The following is a 16,855-nucleotide window of genomic DNA, read 5'->3' as shown; positions in this document are numbered from 1 at the left end:
TCTAGCCTTTTCGGCTGGCTTTGCGCATCGTCACCAGTTCCTCGGCCATGGTCGGGTGAACGGCGACGGTGCGGTCGAAATCTTCTTTCGTGGCCCCCATGCCGATGGCGATGGCGGCAAGCTGGATCAGCTCGCCCGCCTCGGGTGCGACGATATGGCAGCCCAGAACCTTGCGGCTGGCCTCGCCTACGATCAGTTTCATCAGCACGCGGTCCTGCCGGCCTGCGAAGAGCGTCTTCATCGGGCGGAAGGTGGCGGAATAAACCTCGATCGGTTCCTGTTCGCGGGCCTGTTCCTCGGTCAGGCCGATGGAGCCAAGCTCGGGCTGGGTGAAGACGGCCGAGGCGATGAGGCTGTGGTCAAAGCGCGTGGGAACGCCGCGGAAGACGGTATCGGCAAAGGCATGGCCTTCGCGGATGGCGACCGGCGTCAGGTTGACGCGGTCAGTCACATCGCCCACGGCGAAGATCGAGGGAACGGCGGTCTGCGACCATTCATCCACGACGATCTGGCCGTTGCGGCCGAATTTCACGCCAAGATCCGCAAGCCCCAGCCCCGCGGAATTGGGGCGGCGGCCGGTGGCGTAAAGCACGAGGTCGAATTCCCGCTCTGTCCCGTCGGTGGCGACAGCGCGGATGGCGGTGGCGGTTTTTTCCAGCCGGATCACATCGGTGCCGCAATGGATGGCGATGCCGCGCGCCTGCATGGCATTGGCGACATGGCCGCGCGATTCATCATCGAAGCCGCGCAGGATCTGCGCGCCGCGGTAATACTGGGTGGTTTCCACGCCAAGGCCGTGCAGGATGCAGGCGAATTCCGAGGCGATATAGCCGCCCCCCACCACCAGCGCCCGTTTCGGCAGGGCGTCGAGATGGAAGACCTCGTTCGAGGTGATGGCAAGGTCGCGCCCCGGGATATCGGGGACGAAGGGCCAGCCGCCGGTGGCAACGAGGATATGCCTTGTGGTGAAGGTTTCGCCCGAGGCGAGGCGCACGGTATGGGGATCGACCACGGTGGCGCGGGCGTCGTGGATGGTGACGCCTGCAGTGAGGAGCGTGGAGCGATAGGCGTTTTCCAGCCGCGTGAGTTCGGCCTCGAGCGCGGTGCGGAAGCGGGGCCAGTCGAAGCCTTCGGATCTGACGCGCCAGCCATAGGCATTGGCATCTTCGATCAGGTCGGGAAAGGCCGAGGCGAAGACCATCAGCTTCTTGGGCACGCAACCCCGGATGACGCAGGTGCCGCCCATGCGGCTTTCCTCGGCCAGACCCACCTTCGCCCCGCCTTCGGCCGCCGCGATCCGCGCCGCGCGGACCCCGCCGGAGCCGCCACCGATAACGAAGAGATCGTAGTCGAAGGTCATTCCATATCCGCGAAGATGTTGTCGGTGGGGGCGAATTCGACGAAATCCTCGCCTTCCGTGCCCTGATTGATGTCGCGCACCGTCACGCGGCCATCGCCATGGCCGATCACCACGATGTCGCAGATGTCGATGAAGAGCCCGTTTTCCACCACGCCGGGGATCTGGTTCAGCACCAGCGCAAGCTGGCGGGGGTTGCCGATCCGCTTCAGGTGCAGGTCGATGATGAAATTCGCCTCATCCGTCACCAGCGGGCGGTCGCCGTTCATGCGCAGGGTGCAATCGCGGTTCATCACGTCAAGCGAGACGAGCGTTTCCTCGATCAGGGCCTTGGTGGTTTGCCAGCCGAAGGGGATCACCTCGACCGGAAGGGGGAAGGCGCCGAGTTGGGTAACTTCTTTCGCGGCATCGGCGATGACGATCATCTGGTCCGAGGCGGTGGCCACGATCTTTTCCTGCAGAAGGGCCGCGCCGCCGCCCTTGATCAGCGCGAGATGGGGATCGAATTCATCCGCGCCGTCGATGGTGAGGTCGAGCCATTTCACCTCGTCCAGCGTAGAGATCGGCACGCCGAGCGAGGCCGCGAGTTCCGCCGTGCGGGTGGAGGTGGGCACGCCGGTGACGCGCAGCCCTTCCTCGCGGATGCGTTCGGCAAGGCAGCGCACCATCCAGGCCGAGGTGGAGCCGGTGCCGAGGCCGAGTTTCATCCCGTCTTCGACGAATTCGGTCGCCCTTTTGGCTGCGACGAATTTCGCCTTGTCGATGGGGGAAAGCTCTGCGGGCATGGGGCACCTCCTTCGGATCGTGCCCCTTATAGGCAATGCGAGCGGGTCGTGTAAGGGCGAATTGCCGCGTGCCGCGGGGGGGCGGTCTTCCGTGCCCAGATGGCGGGGGCGACGGCGGGCCGGTCAGTCGGGCGCGACGGTCTGCATGGCCTGCGCGATCTCGGCCAGGGATGCCGTCCCGTCGGTATTGGCATCGAAGATGGCAACGGCGCGCAGGAGCGCCTCGTCCTGCGGGCGCGAGGCGCGGGCGACGGCGGCCTCGGCGTGGCGGGACAGTTCGGCGGGGGTGATCGTGCCGTCGGAATCGGCATCCGCATCGGTCTGCTGGCGCATGAGGCGTGCCCTTCCGGTGGTGGAAAGCGTGGCGGCGCGGGCGGCGATTTCGGGGGCCTGCAGGGTGCCATCGGCATCGAGATCGGCTTCCAGGAAGGGCCGCAGGGCGCGGGCGCGGAAATAGGCGCGATCAAGGGCGATGGCAGTTTCGATGGCCGCGGGGGCGATGGCCCCGCCGGTGCCGTGGCCGTGGATCAGATCGGCGGCCAGATCGGCAAAGCGATCTGGCCGGGCGAGGATCGCCTCGGCCACTTCGGGGGGAAGGCTGGCGGGCAGGACGAGGGTGGGAGGCGCAGCCGCCTCTTGCGCGAGGGCCGGGTAGGGGGCCGGGGCGGTGAGGAGGGCAAGCAGGGCGAGGACGGCGCGCATGGCTTCTCCGATGCGGGTGGGATGGGCGCAGGATGGGGGTCTTGGGTTAACGGATGGTGAAGGCCGGGGGAAAGACGGGGGAAAGATGTGCGGAATACGCATTCCGAATGTCGCTTTCCGCAGGACGTGCCATTGTGGCGCGGCGCATTCTGCGCGGGCCGCAAGGGAGGACGGGATGTACAGGCTTTACGGGGTGCAGGATTTCGCGAATCTGGTGGTGCATCAGGCGCTGGAAGAACTGGGCGTGCCTTATGAGGCGGTCTTTCTGGATGCCGATGCGGGCGAGTTGAAATCCCCCGCCCATCTGGCGCGGCATCCCCTTGGGCTGGTGCCCGCGCTGGAGACGCCGGAGGGCACGATCTTCGAGACGGGGGCCTGTCTTCTTTTTCTGGGCGAGCGGCATGGGCTGGCACCGGCGCCGGGCACGGCCGCGCGGGGGGCGTTCCTGTCGTGGTTCGTCTTCGTCAATAACGGCATCCACACGGCGGCGATGGACCTGATCCATCCCTACCGGGTGAGCGAGGCCCATGCCCGCATCGTGTCTGAGGCCGCCCGCGCGCGGCTGGTGGAGCGGCTGGCGACGCTGGATGCCATGGCGGCCACCCGCCCGGACTGGCTTTCGCCGGAAGAGCCGGGCATTCTGGGACTTTACATTTCCATGCTTCTTCGCTGGCTTCGCGCCTTTCCCTGGGCGCCGGATCTTGCCATTTCCGCACATGACACCCCTGCCTTGCTGGCGATTGCCCGCGCCTGCGAGACGCGGCCCGCCGCGATCCGCGCGGCGGCGGCGAACGGGCTGAGCGGGGCCTTCTTCACACAGCCCGAGGCGTAATCCGATGTTCCTTTCCGTCTTCGACATGTTCAAGGTGGGGGTCGGCCCCTCTTCCAGCCATACGATGGGGCCGATGGTCGCCGGGGCGCGGTTCCTGGAGAAGATGCGCGCCTCGCCCTTCCACTTCCACGGGCTGCGGGCATCGCTGCATGGATCGCTGGCCTTTACCGGCGTGGGCCATGCGACGGACCGGGCCACGATCCTTGGTCTGGCGGGGTTCGAGCCGGCCACCTATGACGCGGCCAAGGCCGAGGCGACCTTGGCCGACATCAAGGCGCGCAAGGTGATCGAGGTGCCGGGGATGGGCGCGCTGGCCTTTGATCCGGGCAAGGATCTGGTCTTTGACTATGGCCCGGCGCTGGCGGGCCATGCGAACGGGATGATCCTGAAGGCCACGGACGCGCAGGGCGACGTGATCATGGAGGAAACCTATTACTCCATCGGGGGCGGTTTCGTGCTGACGGCGGGGGAATTGGCGGAAGCCGGGGGATCGAAGGCCAAGGCGCGGGCGGATGTCCCCTATCCCTTCGAGAAGGCGGATGAGATGCTGGCCATGGCCAAGGCATCGGGCCTGTCCATCGCCGCGATGAAGCGGGCGAATGAGTTGAAGTTCCGCTCTGCCGCCGATCTGGACCGCGGGATGGAGCGGATCTGGCAGGTGATGAATGACTGCATCACCCGCGGCATGACGGGCGAAGGCATTCTGCCCGGCGGGTTGAAGGTGCGCAGGCGGGCCAAGGGCATCCATGATGCGCTGATGGCTGAACGCGGGCTGAACATGACGCCGCCGCATGTGATCAACGACTGGATGTCGCTTTATGCGATGGCGGTGAATGAGGAGAACGCGGCGGGCGGGCAGGTTGTCACGGCACCGACCAATGGCGCGGCGGGGGTGGTGCCTGCGGTGATCCGCTATTGGCTGGATCATGTGCCGGGCGCATCGGCCAGCCGGGTGGGGGAGTTCCTGCTGACGGCCTCGGCCATCGGCGGGCTGGTGAAGCACAATGCCAGCATCTCGGGCGCGGAATGCGGCTGTCAGGCCGAGGTGGGATCGGCGGCGGCGATGGCGGCGGCGGGGCTGTGTGCCGTGCTGGGCGGCACGCCCGAGCAGGTGGAAAACGCGGCGGAGATTGCGCTGGAGCATCACCTGGGCATGACCTGCGATCCGGTGAAGGGCCTGGTGCAGGTGCCCTGCATCGAAAGGAACGGGCTGGGCGCGATCAAGGCGGTGTCGGCGGCGTCGCTGGCCCTGCGGGGGGATGGCATCCATCTGGTCAGTCTGGATGTCTGTATCGAGACGATGCGCCAGACGGGCCGCGACATGCATGAGAAATACAAGGAAACCAGTCTTGGCGGCCTGGCGGTGAACGTGCCGAATTGCTGATGTCGGTTTCAGGATGGACGGGCCGGAATGGCCCGGCTAGGCCAAGGGGATGACACAGGATCGCATCTTTCCCGGCATCGTCCTCATGCTGTGCTTCTGCATGCTGGCGCCGCTCTTGGACGTTTCATCGAAGCTGGCGGCCGAGAACGGCATCCCGGTGGGCCAGATCACCGCGGCGCGGTTCGTGGTGCAGGGGGCCCTGATGCTGCCCGTGGTGCTGTGGATGGGGCTGCCCTGGGCGGTGAGCCCGCGGGTGCTGGGTTTCGTCTTCCTGCGGGCGGTCTTTCTGATCCTGTCGACCTTTTCCTTCGTGTCGGGCATCGCGGTGATGCCGGTGGCGGATGCGCTGGCCATCGCCTTTGTCGAGCCGTTCATCCTGCTGATCTTGGGCAGCCTGATCTTTGGCGACGAGGTCGGCCCGCGCCGCATCGCGGCAAGCGCCGTGGGGTTCTGCGGCGCGCTGCTGGTGATCCAGCCGTCGATCGCGGCCTTCGGCTATGTCGCGCTCTGGCCGCTGGGGACGGCCTTTTCCTTCGCCTTCTACATGCTGGTGACGCGGGCGATGGCGGCCTACATGCATCCGGTGACGATGCAGTTGCATACCTCGCTTGCCGGGATCGCGATTGCGGTGCCGCTGATGTTCCTGTTCGATGGCACGGGCTGGGCGCAGCTTGATCCGGTGATGCCCGAGGGGTTGAACTGGCTGTGGCTGTTCGGGGTGGGGTTCTGGGCCGGGGTCAGCCATATGTGCATGACCTATGCGCTGAAATACGCGCCTTCGGCGACGCTGGCCCCGCTGCACTATACCGAGATCGTGGCGGCGGTGGCGCTGGGCTATCTGATCTTCGGCGATTTCCCCAATGCGATGACCTGGGCGGGGATCGCGATCATCGTGTCATCCGGGCTTTACGTCATCCACCGCGAGAGGCTGAGCGCGAAGGCGAAGCGGAAGGCGGCTGCCATCCTTCCGGCAGAAGCGATCTGATCGCCGCATCCAGCCGCGCGCGCGGCAGGATGACGAGCATGCCGGGGCCGTCGAATTCCAGCCGGACCTGCCGGGCGGTGACGCGGTTCGAGGTGCCGATCATCCCGTCTGGGGCGAAGGCCAGCCCTGCGATGGGCCATTCCAACCCCTCGCTGCGCCCGGTGACCGGGGCCATGGGAAAGAGCGACAGCCGATCCCCGGGCCGCAGGTCAAGCCGCAGGCGGGGCGGGGCGTGAAAGACCACATCGCGCGGCCCGATCACGAGGCAGCGCCGCGTGGCGTGGCGCGCAAGGCTGGCGAAGACCGCAAGGCCATGGTCGATCCGCGCACCCGCAAAGCCCAGCGCCAGGGTGAAGGGGGCCTCGACCGAGCGGAGGGCCTTGTCGAAATCCGTCGTCATCTGTTCCGGGATCGGGAACAATCGCGCAGGCCCCAGCCGCGCCCGCGCGGCATCGGAGATCGAGTCGAAATCGCCCACCACCGCTTCGGGGATATAGCCCGCCGCAAGTGCCCGGTCTGCCCCCGCATCGGCGGCAAGAATCCTTGGCGCGCGGGCAGTTGCCATGCGGAATTCGGCCCTGGTGACAGGGCCGCCACCGACAAGCGTTACCCCCGCGGATGATTGGACAATCGGGGCATTCATGGCAATACTGTCTTTCCAATTGAGGCAAGTCGAGCGTTCGTGGGCCATAATCAATCCTTCAAATTACCCCTATCTGTCCATGAAAACGATCAGGAGCCGGGTAGATTGAGGACATCGAACTGGCGGAAAGCGAGCATCCGATGAATGGTGCGAGTAAGATACTAACGGTCTCCTACGGGACCTTCTCATGTACCCTCGAGGGTTTTGACGATCCCTTCAACACCATGAAGGCGATCGCGGAATACTTCCGTGACCTTGCCGCGGGGGACAGGTATTTCGGCGCGGAACCCCCGACGCCCGATGCCGCCATGCTGCATCAGATTGCCGAACGCGAAATCCAGCGCCGGGTCGAGGCGAAGATCCAGGAGAATGGCGTTGTCCTGCGGGCGACGGATCTGGATGGATCCGGCACGGAGGGTGCGGTTGCACGGCCCGCCGCAGCGCCGGCCGTTGCCGCGCCCACCCCTGCCCCGGTTGCCGCAGCGATGCCCGCCAATGTGACGGCGACCACCGTTCAGGAAGCCCCCGTCCCGCAGGCGCCTGTTGCCGATGCCCCTGCCGAAACCGTCGCTGCCGAGGTGGCGCGGCCCAGCCTGGCCCCTGCCAGCGAAAGCGCCGCGGAATCGGTCGTGGAACGGCTGTCGCGCCTGCGCTCTGAAATCGCGGCGCAGCCTGCCGAAACGACGGCGGCGGCGACATCCCCCGTCCTGAGCTTTGCCATCCCGGAATATCTGGAAGATCAGCATGCCGATGTGCTGGACCCGGCCGTGGAACAGGCGCTGGCCGATTTCCTGCCCGAGGCGGGACCTGATGCCGCGTCTGACCTGCCGGAGGAAGCCGAGGCATCCCCCACCCCCGATATGACGGAGGTCGAGGAAGAATTCGACATCGCGGCGCTGACCGAGGCACTTGATGCCGAAGCCGAAGCGGATGTGGCTGACCCCGGGATGGCGGCCAAGACCCTGATCGCGGACGGCGCAGCCGAGGACACGCCCATCGCGGTGATGGAAGCGGCCGACGAGGCGCAGGCAGGCCCCCTGCCCGACGCGCCGGTGACCGAAGAAGCCGAAGCCGATCTGGAGGCCGCGCTTGCCGATTCGCTTCGGGCCGCGCTGGACGGGACGGATATGCCCGACAGCGCCGCGGCGGATGTGGCCGAAGCGGATGCGGCGGCAGGGGAAATGGCCGACGTGGCCGTGGCCTACGAGTCCGAGGATCAGGCGCAGGACAGCACCGAACCCACCGAAGCGGCGCAATCGGATGAGACGCTCTTTGCCTCGCTCGGGGCGGTGCTGGGGCATGCGGAAGCCGAGGCCACATCCGGGACGATTGCTGTTGCCGAAGAAAGCGAGGGCTATGCCCCCGCGGCCGGGGAAACCGCGCCCGAAAGCGATGGCGCCTGGCCCGAGGCCGCCGAGGGCGTGCCTGCGGAACAGGGTGATCCCTCCCCCGCCGCCGAGACGCCCGCCGGGATGGAACTGCGCCCCGGGGCCGCCGAAAAGCTGCAGCGGGCGCGGGCCCGCGTGATCCGCATCCGCCGTGGCGAGGAGCTGGAGGTGAAACCCGCCGAGGCGCAGCCCGCCCCTGCCATTTCGCCCGATGCCTTTGCCGAGATCGAGGAAGAGACCGCAGCCGAGGCCCCGGCCCCCCGGCCCGAGGCGGCATCGCCCGCACCGGCCACGATCGGCGCCCTGCTGTCGGCCGAGGATGAGGCCGAATTGCAGCGCGAACTGGCGGCGCTGCGTCTGGGTGGGGCGGATCGGGAGGAGCTTTCCGAAACCGCTGCCCCTGCCGCCCAGGCCGATGCGCGCAAGCCCTTTGAGGGGGCCTCGGCCGATGATGCGGTGGGCCGGCTGATGCAGCAGACCGATACCGAGATGGCGGGCAGCGAAAACAAGCGCCGCCAATCCGCGATCGCCCATCTGAAGGCCGCCGTGGCCGCCACAGTGGCGGACCGCAAGGTGACGGGCGACAAGACCGGCGAGGCGGAAACCGTGTCGCGCCTTGCGCGCTATCGCAATGATCTGGCCATGGTCGTGAAGGCCGCCCTGCCGGGCCGCAGCAGCGGAACCGAGGCGCAGGCCGAACGCCCTGCCCCGCTGGTTCTGGTTTCGGAACAACGCATCGACCGTCCGCGTCCGGCCCCGGCACCGCAAGCCCCGGCCGGGGTTTCCACCGCCCCGATCCGCCCGCGCCGCGTGACGACGGGGGGGTTGGGCATGGCAACGGCGGCCGATCTGGACCTGTCGGATGAAGACGGCGACGAGGATCTGTCCAACCTCTTTGGCGACAGCCGCGGCTTTGCCGAATTCGTCGAGCGGGTGGGGGCGACCAGCCTTGAGCAGATCCTCGAGGCTTCCGCCGCCTATCTGGCCGGGATCGAGGGCCGGTCGCATTTCAGCCGCCCGCAACTGATGCAGCATCTGAGCGCCGTCGTGCCGCAGGGCAGCTATCAGCGCGAGGACGGGCTGCGCAGCTTTGGGTCGCTTCTGCGCAACGGGCGTTTTGCGAAGGTGCGGCGCGGGCAGTTCACGCTGTCCGACGAATCCGCCTATCTGGCCGAGGCGCGCAAGATCGCAGGCTGAGGGATCGCGGGCCGAGAGCTGCCACTCAGGCCCCAGGGGAAGGGCGGACCGGGAACGGTCCGCCTTTTTCTATTGGCCCTTCTCGCCCGGGTCATCGGGATCGGCCTGCCCCACGCCGCGAAAGATGGAGCGGAAGGGCAGCGCCCAGACAATGCCGAGCGCCACATAGATCACGAATTCCAGCCAGATCGGGGGGCGGTCGAACAGGCTGATCACGAAAAGGGCCGCCGCGATGTAAAGCGGCAGCCCGATCACCAGTATCAGTAGCGAAAGCCTGCGCCGGGTCTTGTAGGGCAGCGCCATCTGGATCCTTTCAATCGGCGAAGGGATCGGTCACGAGGATCGTGTCGTCCCGTTCGGGCGATGTGGAAAGTAGCGCGACCGGGCACTGGATCAATTCCTCGATCCGGCGGACATATTTGATCGCCGCCCCCGGCAGATCGGCCCAGGACCGCGCGCCTGCGGTGGAGTCGGTCCAGCCTTCCATTTCCTCGTAGATCGGCGTCACTCGGGCCTGCAGATTGGCGGCGGTGGGCAGATAGTCCAGTTTCTCGCCATCCAGTTCATAGCCGGTGCAGATGCGCAGGGTTTCGAACCCATCCAGCACGTCGAGTTTCGTCAGCGCGATGCCCGACACGCCCGAAGTGGCGCAGGTCTGGCGCACCAGCACCGCGTCAAACCAGCCGCAGCGGCGCTTGCGCCCCGTGACGGTGCCGAATTCATGGCCGCGTTCGCCCAGCCGTTCGCCATCGGCGTCGAAAAGCTCTGTCGGGAAGGGGCCTTCGCCGACGCGGGTGGTATAGGCCTTGACGATGCCAAGGACGAAATCCACCGCCGTGGGGCCAAGACCGGTGCCGGTGGCGGCCATGCCTGCCAGCGTGTTCGAGGAAGTGACGTAAGGGTAGGTGCCGAAATCCACATCAAGGAGCGAGCCCTGCGCGCCTTCGAAGAGGATGCGCTTGCCCGCGCGGCGGGCCTCGGTCAGCACTTTCCAGACGGGTTTGGCATAGGGCAGGATCTTTGGCGCAACCTCAAGGAGTTGCGCCTTCAGCGCGACGGCGTCGATGGGATCAAGACCGAGGCCCGCGCGGAGCGCGTTGTGATGGGTCAGGAGCCGCCCGATGCGCAGATCCAGCGTCGCCTCATCGGCCAGATCGGCCACGCGGACGGTGCGGCGACCGACCTTGTCTTCATAGGCCGGGCCGATGCCGCGGCCAGTGGTGCCGATCTTGGCGACGGAATTCTGGTTCTCGCGGGCGCGGTCCAGTTCCCCATGCACGGGCAGGATCAGGGGGGTATTCTCGGCGATCAGCAGGTTGTCGGGGGTCACATCGACGCCCTGCCCGCGCAGCTTTTCGATCTCGGACAGAAGCGCCCAGGGGTCCAGCACCACACCATTGCCGATGACCGAAAGCTTGCCGCCGCGCACGATGCCCGAGGGCAGGAGCGAAAGCTTGTAGACATTCCCGTCGATCACGAGGGTATGGCCTGCATTGTGGCCCCCCTGGAAGCGGGCGACGATATCGGCGCGCTCCGACAGCCAGTCGACGATCTTGCCCTTGCCCTCGTCGCCCCACTGGGCGCCCACGACCACCACGTTTGCCATCGGAGATGTCCTTTTCCGGTCCGGTGAAACCGTGCGTCCTATAGCGGGGCGCGGGGGGGATGGAAACGGGGAAATGGTCGCGCCGCCCGCAAGGCGGGCCAAATTCGTTTGAACGAATTTGCAAATTTCTTCGAAGAAATTTGTGCCTTGCGGCAGGGCGCGCGGGGCGGCAGGGTTGGGGGATGTTCCTCTACATCACCCTTGGCACGAATGACCTGGCGCGCGCGACGCGCTTCTATGACCCGGTGATGGGGACATTGGGGCTGTCGCGCCTGCGCACGCTGGAGGATGAGATCGGCTATGCCGCGCCGGGCGATACGCGCTGCCGTCTCTGGGTGACGCGGCCCTTCGACGGGCGGCCAGCCACGGTGGGCAACGGGTCCATGCCCGCGCTGGTGGCGGCAAGCCGCGACGCGGTGGATGCCTTCCATCGCGCGGCGCTGGCCCATGGCGGCACGGATGAGGGCGCGCCGGGGCTGCGGCCTTTCGGGCCATCCTTCTATGCCTGTTATGTCCGCGATCCCGATGGCAACAAGCTGTCGGCCGTCTGCGAAGGGCCGCCCGCCAGGTGACACGCCTACTTGCGCCCTATCCCGCTTGCGCCTAGATAGGCGCGTCAGTTACGGAAAGCGCCTTCATGGAAAATGTCGTCCTAACCATCCATCTGATCCTTGCGCTGCTGCTGGTGGGCATCGTGCTTCTGCAGCGGTCCGAAGGCGGTGGTCTGGGCATGGGCGGCGGCAATTCCGTGATGTCGGGCCGGGGGGCGACCACGGCCCTGCAGAAACTGACCTGGCTGCTGGCTGCGGCCTTCATCGCGACATCGCTGACCCTGACGATCCTTGCCGCGCGCGGCACGGAGGGGGCCTCGGTCCTGGACCAGATCGGCGTGGACGCGCCGGTGGCACCGCCCGCGGGCGACCTGCCGGCCGGATCGGACCTGCTGCCGCCCGCTCCCGCGGATGCGCCGCTTGCGCCGCCCGCGGCGGATGCCCCGGCAACTCCGCCCGCCGCCAGCGAATAACCACCACTTATTGACGAAAAAGCCACGGATGGGCCTGCATCTTGCGGTCCGGTTGCATGCCGGGCCGAGGTGGATTAAGGCTTAACTCCCGTGATGATGCGATTCCCTGAGGGGGATCACATCGCCCCTTTGGACATGACATCACGGGAGATCCGACCATGGCGCGCTATATCTTCATCACCGGCGGCGTGGTGTCATCGCTTGGCAAGGGGCTGGCCTCGGCCGCGCTGGGGGCGCTGTTGCAGGCGCGGGGCTATACGGTACGGCTGCGCAAGCTGGACCCATATCTGAACGTCGATCCCGGCACGATGTCGCCCTTCGAACATGGCGAGGTCTTCGTGACCGATGACGGGGCGGAGACCGACCTGGACCTTGGCCATTACGAACGGTTTACCGGGGTTTCGGCGCGCACGACCGACAGCATCTCGTCCGGGCGCATCTATTCCAACGTGCTGGAGAAGGAGCGGCGGGGCGACTATCTGGGCAAGACCATTCAGGTGATCCCCCATGTGACCAATGAAATCAAGGACTTCCTTCGCATCGGCGATGACGAGGTCGATTTCATGCTGTGCGAGATCGGCGGCACGGTGGGCGATATCGAAGGGCTGCCCTTCTTCGAGGCGATCCGGCAATTCATCCATGAACGCCCGCGAGGACAGTCGATCCTGATGCATCTGACGCTGCTGCCCTATCTGGCGGCGAGTGGGGAGTTGAAGACGAAGCCCACGCAGCATTCGGTGAAGGAGTTGCAGTCGATCGGTCTGGCGCCCGACGTGCTGGTCTGCCGGTCGGAGCATCCGATCCCGGAGAAGGAGCGCGAGAAGATCGCGCTGTTCTGCAATGTGCGGAAAGAGGCGGTGATTCCCGCCTATGACCTGAAGACGATCTATGAGGCGCCGCTGGCCTATCACCGGGCGGGGCTGGATCAGGCGGTGCTGGATGCCTTTGGCATCACCCCCGCGCCGAAGCCCAACCTCGCCCGCTGGGAAGACGTGATGGACCGCCTGCTGAACGCCGAGGGCGAGGTGCGGGTGGCCATCGTTGGGAAATACACCCAGCTGGAAGACGCCTACAAATCCATCGCCGAGGCGCTGACCCATGGCGGCATGGCGAACCGGACGCGCGTCAGGGCGCAATGGATCGACGCCGAGATCTTCGAGCGCGAGGATCCCGCGCCCTGGCTGGAGAATTTCCACGCGATCCTGGTGCCGGGCGGGTTTGGCGAGCGGGGAACCGAAGGCAAGATCAAGGCGGCGCAATTCGCGCGCGAAAAGAAGATCCCCTATCTGGGCATCTGTCTGGGAATGCAGATGGCGGTGATCGAAAGCGCGCGCAATCTGGCCGGGCTGGCGAATGCCGGGTCGGAGGAATTCGATCACGAGGCCGGGGCGAAGCGGTTCACGCCGGTCGTCTATCACCTGAAGGAATGGGTGCAGGGCAACCATGTCGTCGCGCGGAAGCTGAGCGATGACAAGGGCGGCACGATGCGGCTGGGGGCCTATACGGCGACGCTGGCGGAAGGATCGAAGGTGGCCGGTGTCTATGGCACGACCACGATCGAGGAACGCCATCGCCACCGCTATGAGGTGGACATCCAGTATCGCGACAAGCTGGAGAAATGCGGGCTGATCTTTTCGGGCATGTCGCCCGACGGGCGACTGCCCGAGATCGTGGAGGTGAAGGATCACCCCTGGTTCATCGGCGTGCAGTTCCACCCGGAGCTGAAGTCGAAACCCTTCGCGCCGCATCCGCTGTTTGCCGATTTCGTGCGGGCGGCGGTGGAGGTGAGCCGGTTGGTCTAGGCGAAATCTGACGCAGATTTCGCGTCGTTTTCTGCACGCAGAAAACGCTGTCAGAGCGGCGGTCGGGGACCGGAATTTGCGTCAAATTCCGGCGCGTTTCCTGCGTCAGGAAACGCCTGTCCGGCCGGACGATCTCGATCCTCGGATGCCCGCCCAGCGCAGGGGCGTTGCAGAGCGGCGGGGTTCCGGGTTAGGCGGGGGAATGCTTTCCTATCAGCACAGCTATCACGCGGGAAACCTGGCCGATGTGCAGAAGCACGCGCTTCTGGCATGGGTGCTGGACTATCTGACGCAGAAGGACAAGCCGCTCAGCTATATCGAAACCCATTCCGGGCGCGGGCTTTACGACCTTGGCGGGGCCGAGGCGGAAAAGACGGGCGAGGCGGCGCAGGGCATCGCGCGGCTGGAGGCGGGGTTTCCCGCCGATCATCCCTACCGGCGTTCGCTGGCGGGGGTTCGGGCGATGCATGGGCCGCGGGCCTATCCGGGATCGCCCTTGCTGGCGGCGATGGGGCTGCGCGAGGGCGATGTGATGCATCTGGCGGAGTTGCATCCGCAGGAACATGCGGCGCTGGCGGCGCTGCTGGCCCCCTGGGGGGCGCATGTGCAAAAGCGCGACGGGTTCGAGATGGCGCTGGCGATCACGCCGCCCACCCCGCGCCGGGGGATGCTGCTGATCGACCCCTCCTATGAGGTGAAGGCGGAGTATCAGACGATCCCGAAGGTCATCGGCCAGGTGGCGCGGAAGTGGAATGTGGGGATCATCGCGCTGTGGTATCCGATCCTGACGGATGGCCTGCATGAGGGGATGCTGCGCGCCCTGATGGCGGCGCATCCCGGGGCGCTGCGGCATGAAGTGCGTTTCCCGCCTGCGCGGGAGGGGCATCGCATGGTTGGATCGGGAATGTGGATGCTGAATCCGCCCTATGGGGTTGAGGCGGAATGCGCGCGGCTGGATGCGCTGTTCGGGGGGTTGGGCGATGCTTGAATTCCGCACGCTGGACGTCTTCACCGCGCGCCCCTTCACGGGCAATCCGCTGGCGGTGGTGCTGGGGGCGGATGGGTTGACCACGGCGCAGATGCAGACCATCGCGCGGGAGTTCAACCTGTCGGAGACGATCTTCGTGATGGCCCCGCGCAATGCGGCGCATCGGGCGCGGGTGCGCATCTTCTTTCCGACGGCGGAGATTCCCTTCGCGGGGCATCCCACCATCGGCTGCGCGGTGCTGCTGGCCGGGATGGATGCGGGACCGGGGGATTTCGAGGCGCATCTGGTGCTGGAGGAGGAGGCGGGGCTGGTGCCTGTCACCGTCTGGCGGCGCGGCGGCGTGACGGAAGCGGAGTTCACCGCGCCCGTGATCCCGCACGGGACGGAGGGGCGGGTGCATGGGGCGCTGGCCGATGCGCTGGGGCTGGCGGCGGGGGAGATCGGCTTTGGCGCGCATCGCCCCGGCATCTGGCAGGGTGGGCCGAGGTTCCTTTATGTGCCGGTGGCATCGCTGGACGTGCTGGCACGGGCAGGGCCGATGCAGCCGCATTGGGATGCGGTGATGGCGGCGGCGGGGGTGGACAGCGCCTATCTCTATACCCCCGGCGCGGATTGCGATTTCCGGGCGCGGATGTTTTCGCCCACGGCGGGGATACCGGAGGATCCGGCGACCGGCTCCGCCACGGCGATCCTTGCGGCGCAGCTTATGGCCAGCGGGGCGCTGCGGGACGGCGAGACGCGGTTCCATCTGCGGCAGGGGGTGGAGATGGGGCGCGCCTCGGACCTGTGGATGACGGTGGAGGTGGCGGCAGGCGCGATCCGCGCCGTCCGCATCCGCGGCGCGGCAGTGCCCCTGTCGGACGGGCGCATCGCCATCCCCGAAGCGTGAAGCGCCATGTCTTGCCGCAGGCGCGGCGAATGATAATGTCCTGACCATGTTGCAAGCGATCCTGCGCGCGCTGAGCGCCCCCGAACCCGCCCGCCTGACTGAACCCGATGCGCGCCTGGCGCTCGCGGCGCTGCTGGTGCGGGTGGCAAAGACAGATGGCCTTTATTCCGCCGAAGAGGTGGAACGGATCGACCGCATCCTGATGGCCCGCCACGGCCTTGGCCCCTTTGAGGTGGCAAGGCTGCGGGCCGAGGCCGAAGAGCTTGAATCCGTGGCCCCCGATACGGTGCGCTTCACCCGCGCGCTGAAATCGGCCACCGCTCTGGAAGACCGGGCCGCGCTGATGGAGGCGCTGTGGCGCGTGGCGCTGGCCGATGGGGTGCGCGATGCCGAAGAGGACCGGTTGCTGCGCATGGTCGCCTCGCTGCTTGGCTTGACGGATGTGGAATCGGGGCTGGCGCGGCAGCGGGCCGAACGCGGGGCCGCGCGGGGATGATCGCGTCCTTGCCGATGTATGACCGCCCGGAATTGCGGGCCGCGACGGATCGCTATTGGGCGCTGATCCGCGCCGAACTGGCGGCGCGCGGCCTGGAGGCGCCCGAAGGGTTGCGGCGGGGCGATGCGGTCTTGATGCCGCAATGGGAGGATCCGGATCTGATCCTGTCGCAGACCTGCGGTTTTCCCTATCGGGCTCGGCTACATGGGCGGGTGGAACTGGTGGGCACGCCGGATTTCGGGAATGCGGGCTGCCCGCCGGGATATTACCGATCCGTCCTGATCGCGCGGGCTGACGATCCGCGCGCAGATCTGGCGGGTTTTGACGGGGCGCGGCTCGCCTATAACGACGGGATGTCGCAATCGGGCTGGGCGGCGCCGATCAACCATGCGGCAGCAAAGGGCATCCGCCTTCTGCCGGGGCCGGAGACCGGATCGCATCGCGCCTCGTTTCAGGCGGTGGCGGAAGGGCGGGCCGACCTTGCCGCTATCGACGCGCTGACCTGGGCGCTGATTTCGGAATTCGAGGATGTCTCGGGCGTGAAAGTGGTCGGGGCGACCGATCCCACCCCGGCCCTGCCCTATATCACCGCCCGGGGCCGCGATGCCGGGGCGATCCACGACGCCATCGCCACGGCCATCGAGCGGCTGTCGGCGGCGGATCGCGCGGCGCTGCGCCTGCGCGGCCTGGTCACGATCCCGGCGGCCGATTATCTGGCCGTTCCCATTCCGCCCACGCCTGAGCAGATCGGAAAGGCGAACTGATCAAATCGGCGGC

At 66.9% G+C, this 16,855-nt stretch carries 17 protein-coding genes; 11 read left to right on the top strand and 6 right to left on the bottom strand.

Annotated features, from left to right (window positions below; all coding sequences use genetic code 11):
- Nucleotide 1: 1 nt before the first annotated feature.
- The 3 genes from gor to G5V65_RS02810 all read right to left on the bottom strand — a co-directional run bounded on the left by gor (nucleotide 2) and on the right by G5V65_RS02810 (nucleotide 2,844).
- Nucleotides 2–1,360 carry a glutathione-disulfide reductase gene (gor, locus tag G5V65_RS02820; protein WP_165046921.1) on the bottom strand — a complete coding sequence of 453 codons (1,359 nt, stop codon included), beginning with the start codon at nucleotides 1,358–1,360 and terminating at the stop codon, nucleotides 2–4.
- Complete coding sequence (rpiA, locus tag G5V65_RS02815) at nucleotides 1,357–2,142, bottom strand: ribose-5-phosphate isomerase RpiA (RefSeq protein ID WP_165046920.1); 786 nt, start codon at nucleotides 2,140–2,142, stop codon at nucleotides 1,357–1,359. The genes gor and rpiA overlap by 4 nt, the downstream gene beginning before the upstream one ends.
- A 123-nt stretch (nucleotides 2,143–2,265) precedes the next feature.
- Entirely contained in the window at nucleotides 2,266–2,844 is a 579-nt protein-coding gene (locus tag G5V65_RS02810) for a hypothetical protein (protein WP_165046919.1), read from the bottom strand.
- Between the two features lie 175 nt (nucleotides 2,845–3,019).
- Here G5V65_RS02810 and G5V65_RS02805 point away from each other — a divergent pair, with 175 nt between their 5' ends.
- Genes G5V65_RS02805 through G5V65_RS02795 form a run of 3 tightly spaced genes read left to right on the top strand, consistent with a single transcriptional unit; the run spans nucleotide 3,020 to nucleotide 6,045 of the window.
- Nucleotides 3,020–3,676 (top strand): glutathione S-transferase family protein, encoded by a 657-nt coding sequence (locus tag G5V65_RS02805; protein ID WP_165046918.1) that lies wholly within the window; start codon nucleotides 3,020–3,022, stop codon nucleotides 3,674–3,676.
- Nucleotides 3,677–3,680: 4 nt separating this feature from the next.
- Entirely contained in the window at nucleotides 3,681–5,060 is a 1,380-nt protein-coding gene (locus tag G5V65_RS02800) for an L-serine ammonia-lyase (protein ID WP_165046917.1), read from the top strand.
- A 49-nt stretch (nucleotides 5,061–5,109) separates the two neighbouring features.
- Nucleotides 5,110–6,045 (top strand): DMT family transporter, encoded by a 936-nt coding sequence (locus G5V65_RS02795; protein ID WP_165046916.1) that lies wholly within the window; start codon nucleotides 5,110–5,112, stop codon nucleotides 6,043–6,045.
- Here the strand turns inward: G5V65_RS02795 and G5V65_RS02790 are convergent.
- Nucleotides 5,972–6,688, bottom strand: a complete 717-nt coding sequence (locus G5V65_RS02790) for a thiamine diphosphokinase (RefSeq protein WP_165046915.1) — start codon at nucleotides 6,686–6,688, stop codon at nucleotides 5,972–5,974. The genes G5V65_RS02795 and G5V65_RS02790 overlap by 74 nt on opposite strands.
- 140 nt (nucleotides 6,689–6,828) lie before the next feature.
- Here G5V65_RS02790 and G5V65_RS02785 point away from each other — a divergent pair, with 140 nt between their 5' ends.
- Nucleotides 6,829–9,273, top strand: a complete 2,445-nt coding sequence (locus G5V65_RS02785; RefSeq protein WP_165046914.1) for a hypothetical protein — start codon at nucleotides 6,829–6,831, stop codon at nucleotides 9,271–9,273.
- A 69-nt stretch (nucleotides 9,274–9,342) separates the two neighbouring features.
- Here G5V65_RS02785 and G5V65_RS02780 read toward each other — a convergent pair whose 3' ends face one another.
- Both G5V65_RS02780 and G5V65_RS02775 read right to left on the bottom strand, forming a co-directional pair.
- Nucleotides 9,343–9,576 carry a DUF2842 domain-containing protein gene (locus tag G5V65_RS02780; RefSeq protein WP_165046913.1) on the bottom strand — a complete coding sequence of 78 codons (234 nt, stop codon included), beginning with the start codon at nucleotides 9,574–9,576 and terminating at the stop codon, nucleotides 9,343–9,345.
- A gap of 10 nt (nucleotides 9,577–9,586) precedes the next feature.
- Nucleotides 9,587–10,879, bottom strand: coding sequence for an adenylosuccinate synthase (locus G5V65_RS02775; RefSeq protein WP_165046912.1), 1,293 nt, complete (start codon nucleotides 10,877–10,879; stop codon nucleotides 9,587–9,589).
- A 182-nt stretch (nucleotides 10,880–11,061) separates the two neighbouring features.
- Here G5V65_RS02775 and G5V65_RS02770 point away from each other — a divergent pair, with 182 nt between their 5' ends.
- The 7 genes from G5V65_RS02770 (at nucleotide 11,062) to G5V65_RS02740 (ending at nucleotide 16,842) form a co-directional block, all read left to right on the top strand.
- Entirely contained in the window at nucleotides 11,062–11,451 is a 390-nt protein-coding gene (locus G5V65_RS02770) for a VOC family protein (RefSeq protein ID WP_165046911.1), read from the top strand.
- A gap of 65 nt (nucleotides 11,452–11,516) precedes the next feature.
- Nucleotides 11,517–11,903: a preprotein translocase subunit SecG gene (gene secG, locus G5V65_RS22610; RefSeq protein ID WP_165046910.1), complete on the top strand. Its 387-nt coding sequence runs from the start codon at nucleotides 11,517–11,519 to the stop codon at nucleotides 11,901–11,903.
- Between the two features lie 158 nt (nucleotides 11,904–12,061).
- Nucleotides 12,062–13,705: a CTP synthase gene (locus G5V65_RS02760; RefSeq protein ID WP_165046909.1), complete on the top strand. Its 1,644-nt coding sequence runs from the start codon at nucleotides 12,062–12,064 to the stop codon at nucleotides 13,703–13,705.
- A 202-nt stretch (nucleotides 13,706–13,907) separates the two neighbouring features.
- Nucleotides 13,908–14,693 (top strand): 23S rRNA (adenine(2030)-N(6))-methyltransferase RlmJ, encoded by a 786-nt coding sequence (locus tag G5V65_RS02755; protein WP_165046908.1) that lies wholly within the window; start codon nucleotides 13,908–13,910, stop codon nucleotides 14,691–14,693.
- Nucleotides 14,686–15,582, top strand: coding sequence for a PhzF family phenazine biosynthesis protein (locus G5V65_RS02750; protein ID WP_165046907.1), 897 nt, complete (start codon nucleotides 14,686–14,688; stop codon nucleotides 15,580–15,582). Before G5V65_RS02755 ends, G5V65_RS02750 begins: the two co-directional genes overlap by 8 nt.
- A 46-nt stretch (nucleotides 15,583–15,628) precedes the next feature.
- On the top strand, nucleotides 15,629–16,078 hold the full coding sequence (locus tag G5V65_RS02745) for a tellurite resistance TerB family protein (RefSeq protein WP_165046906.1): 450 nt from the start codon (nucleotides 15,629–15,631) through the stop codon (nucleotides 16,076–16,078).
- A complete protein-coding gene (locus tag G5V65_RS02740) occupies nucleotides 16,075–16,842 on the top strand; it encodes a phosphate/phosphite/phosphonate ABC transporter substrate-binding protein (protein WP_165046905.1) in 768 nt (255 codons plus the stop codon). The genes G5V65_RS02745 and G5V65_RS02740 overlap by 4 nt, the downstream gene beginning before the upstream one ends.
- The last annotated feature ends 13 nt before the right edge of the window (nucleotides 16,843–16,855 follow it).

Origin of the sequence: Paragemmobacter kunshanensis (assembly GCF_011059185.1) — a bacterium.
Lineage (GTDB): Bacteria > Pseudomonadota > Alphaproteobacteria > Rhodobacterales > Rhodobacteraceae > Paragemmobacter > Paragemmobacter kunshanensis.
This window is presented reverse-complemented; position numbering and strand designations above follow the sequence as displayed.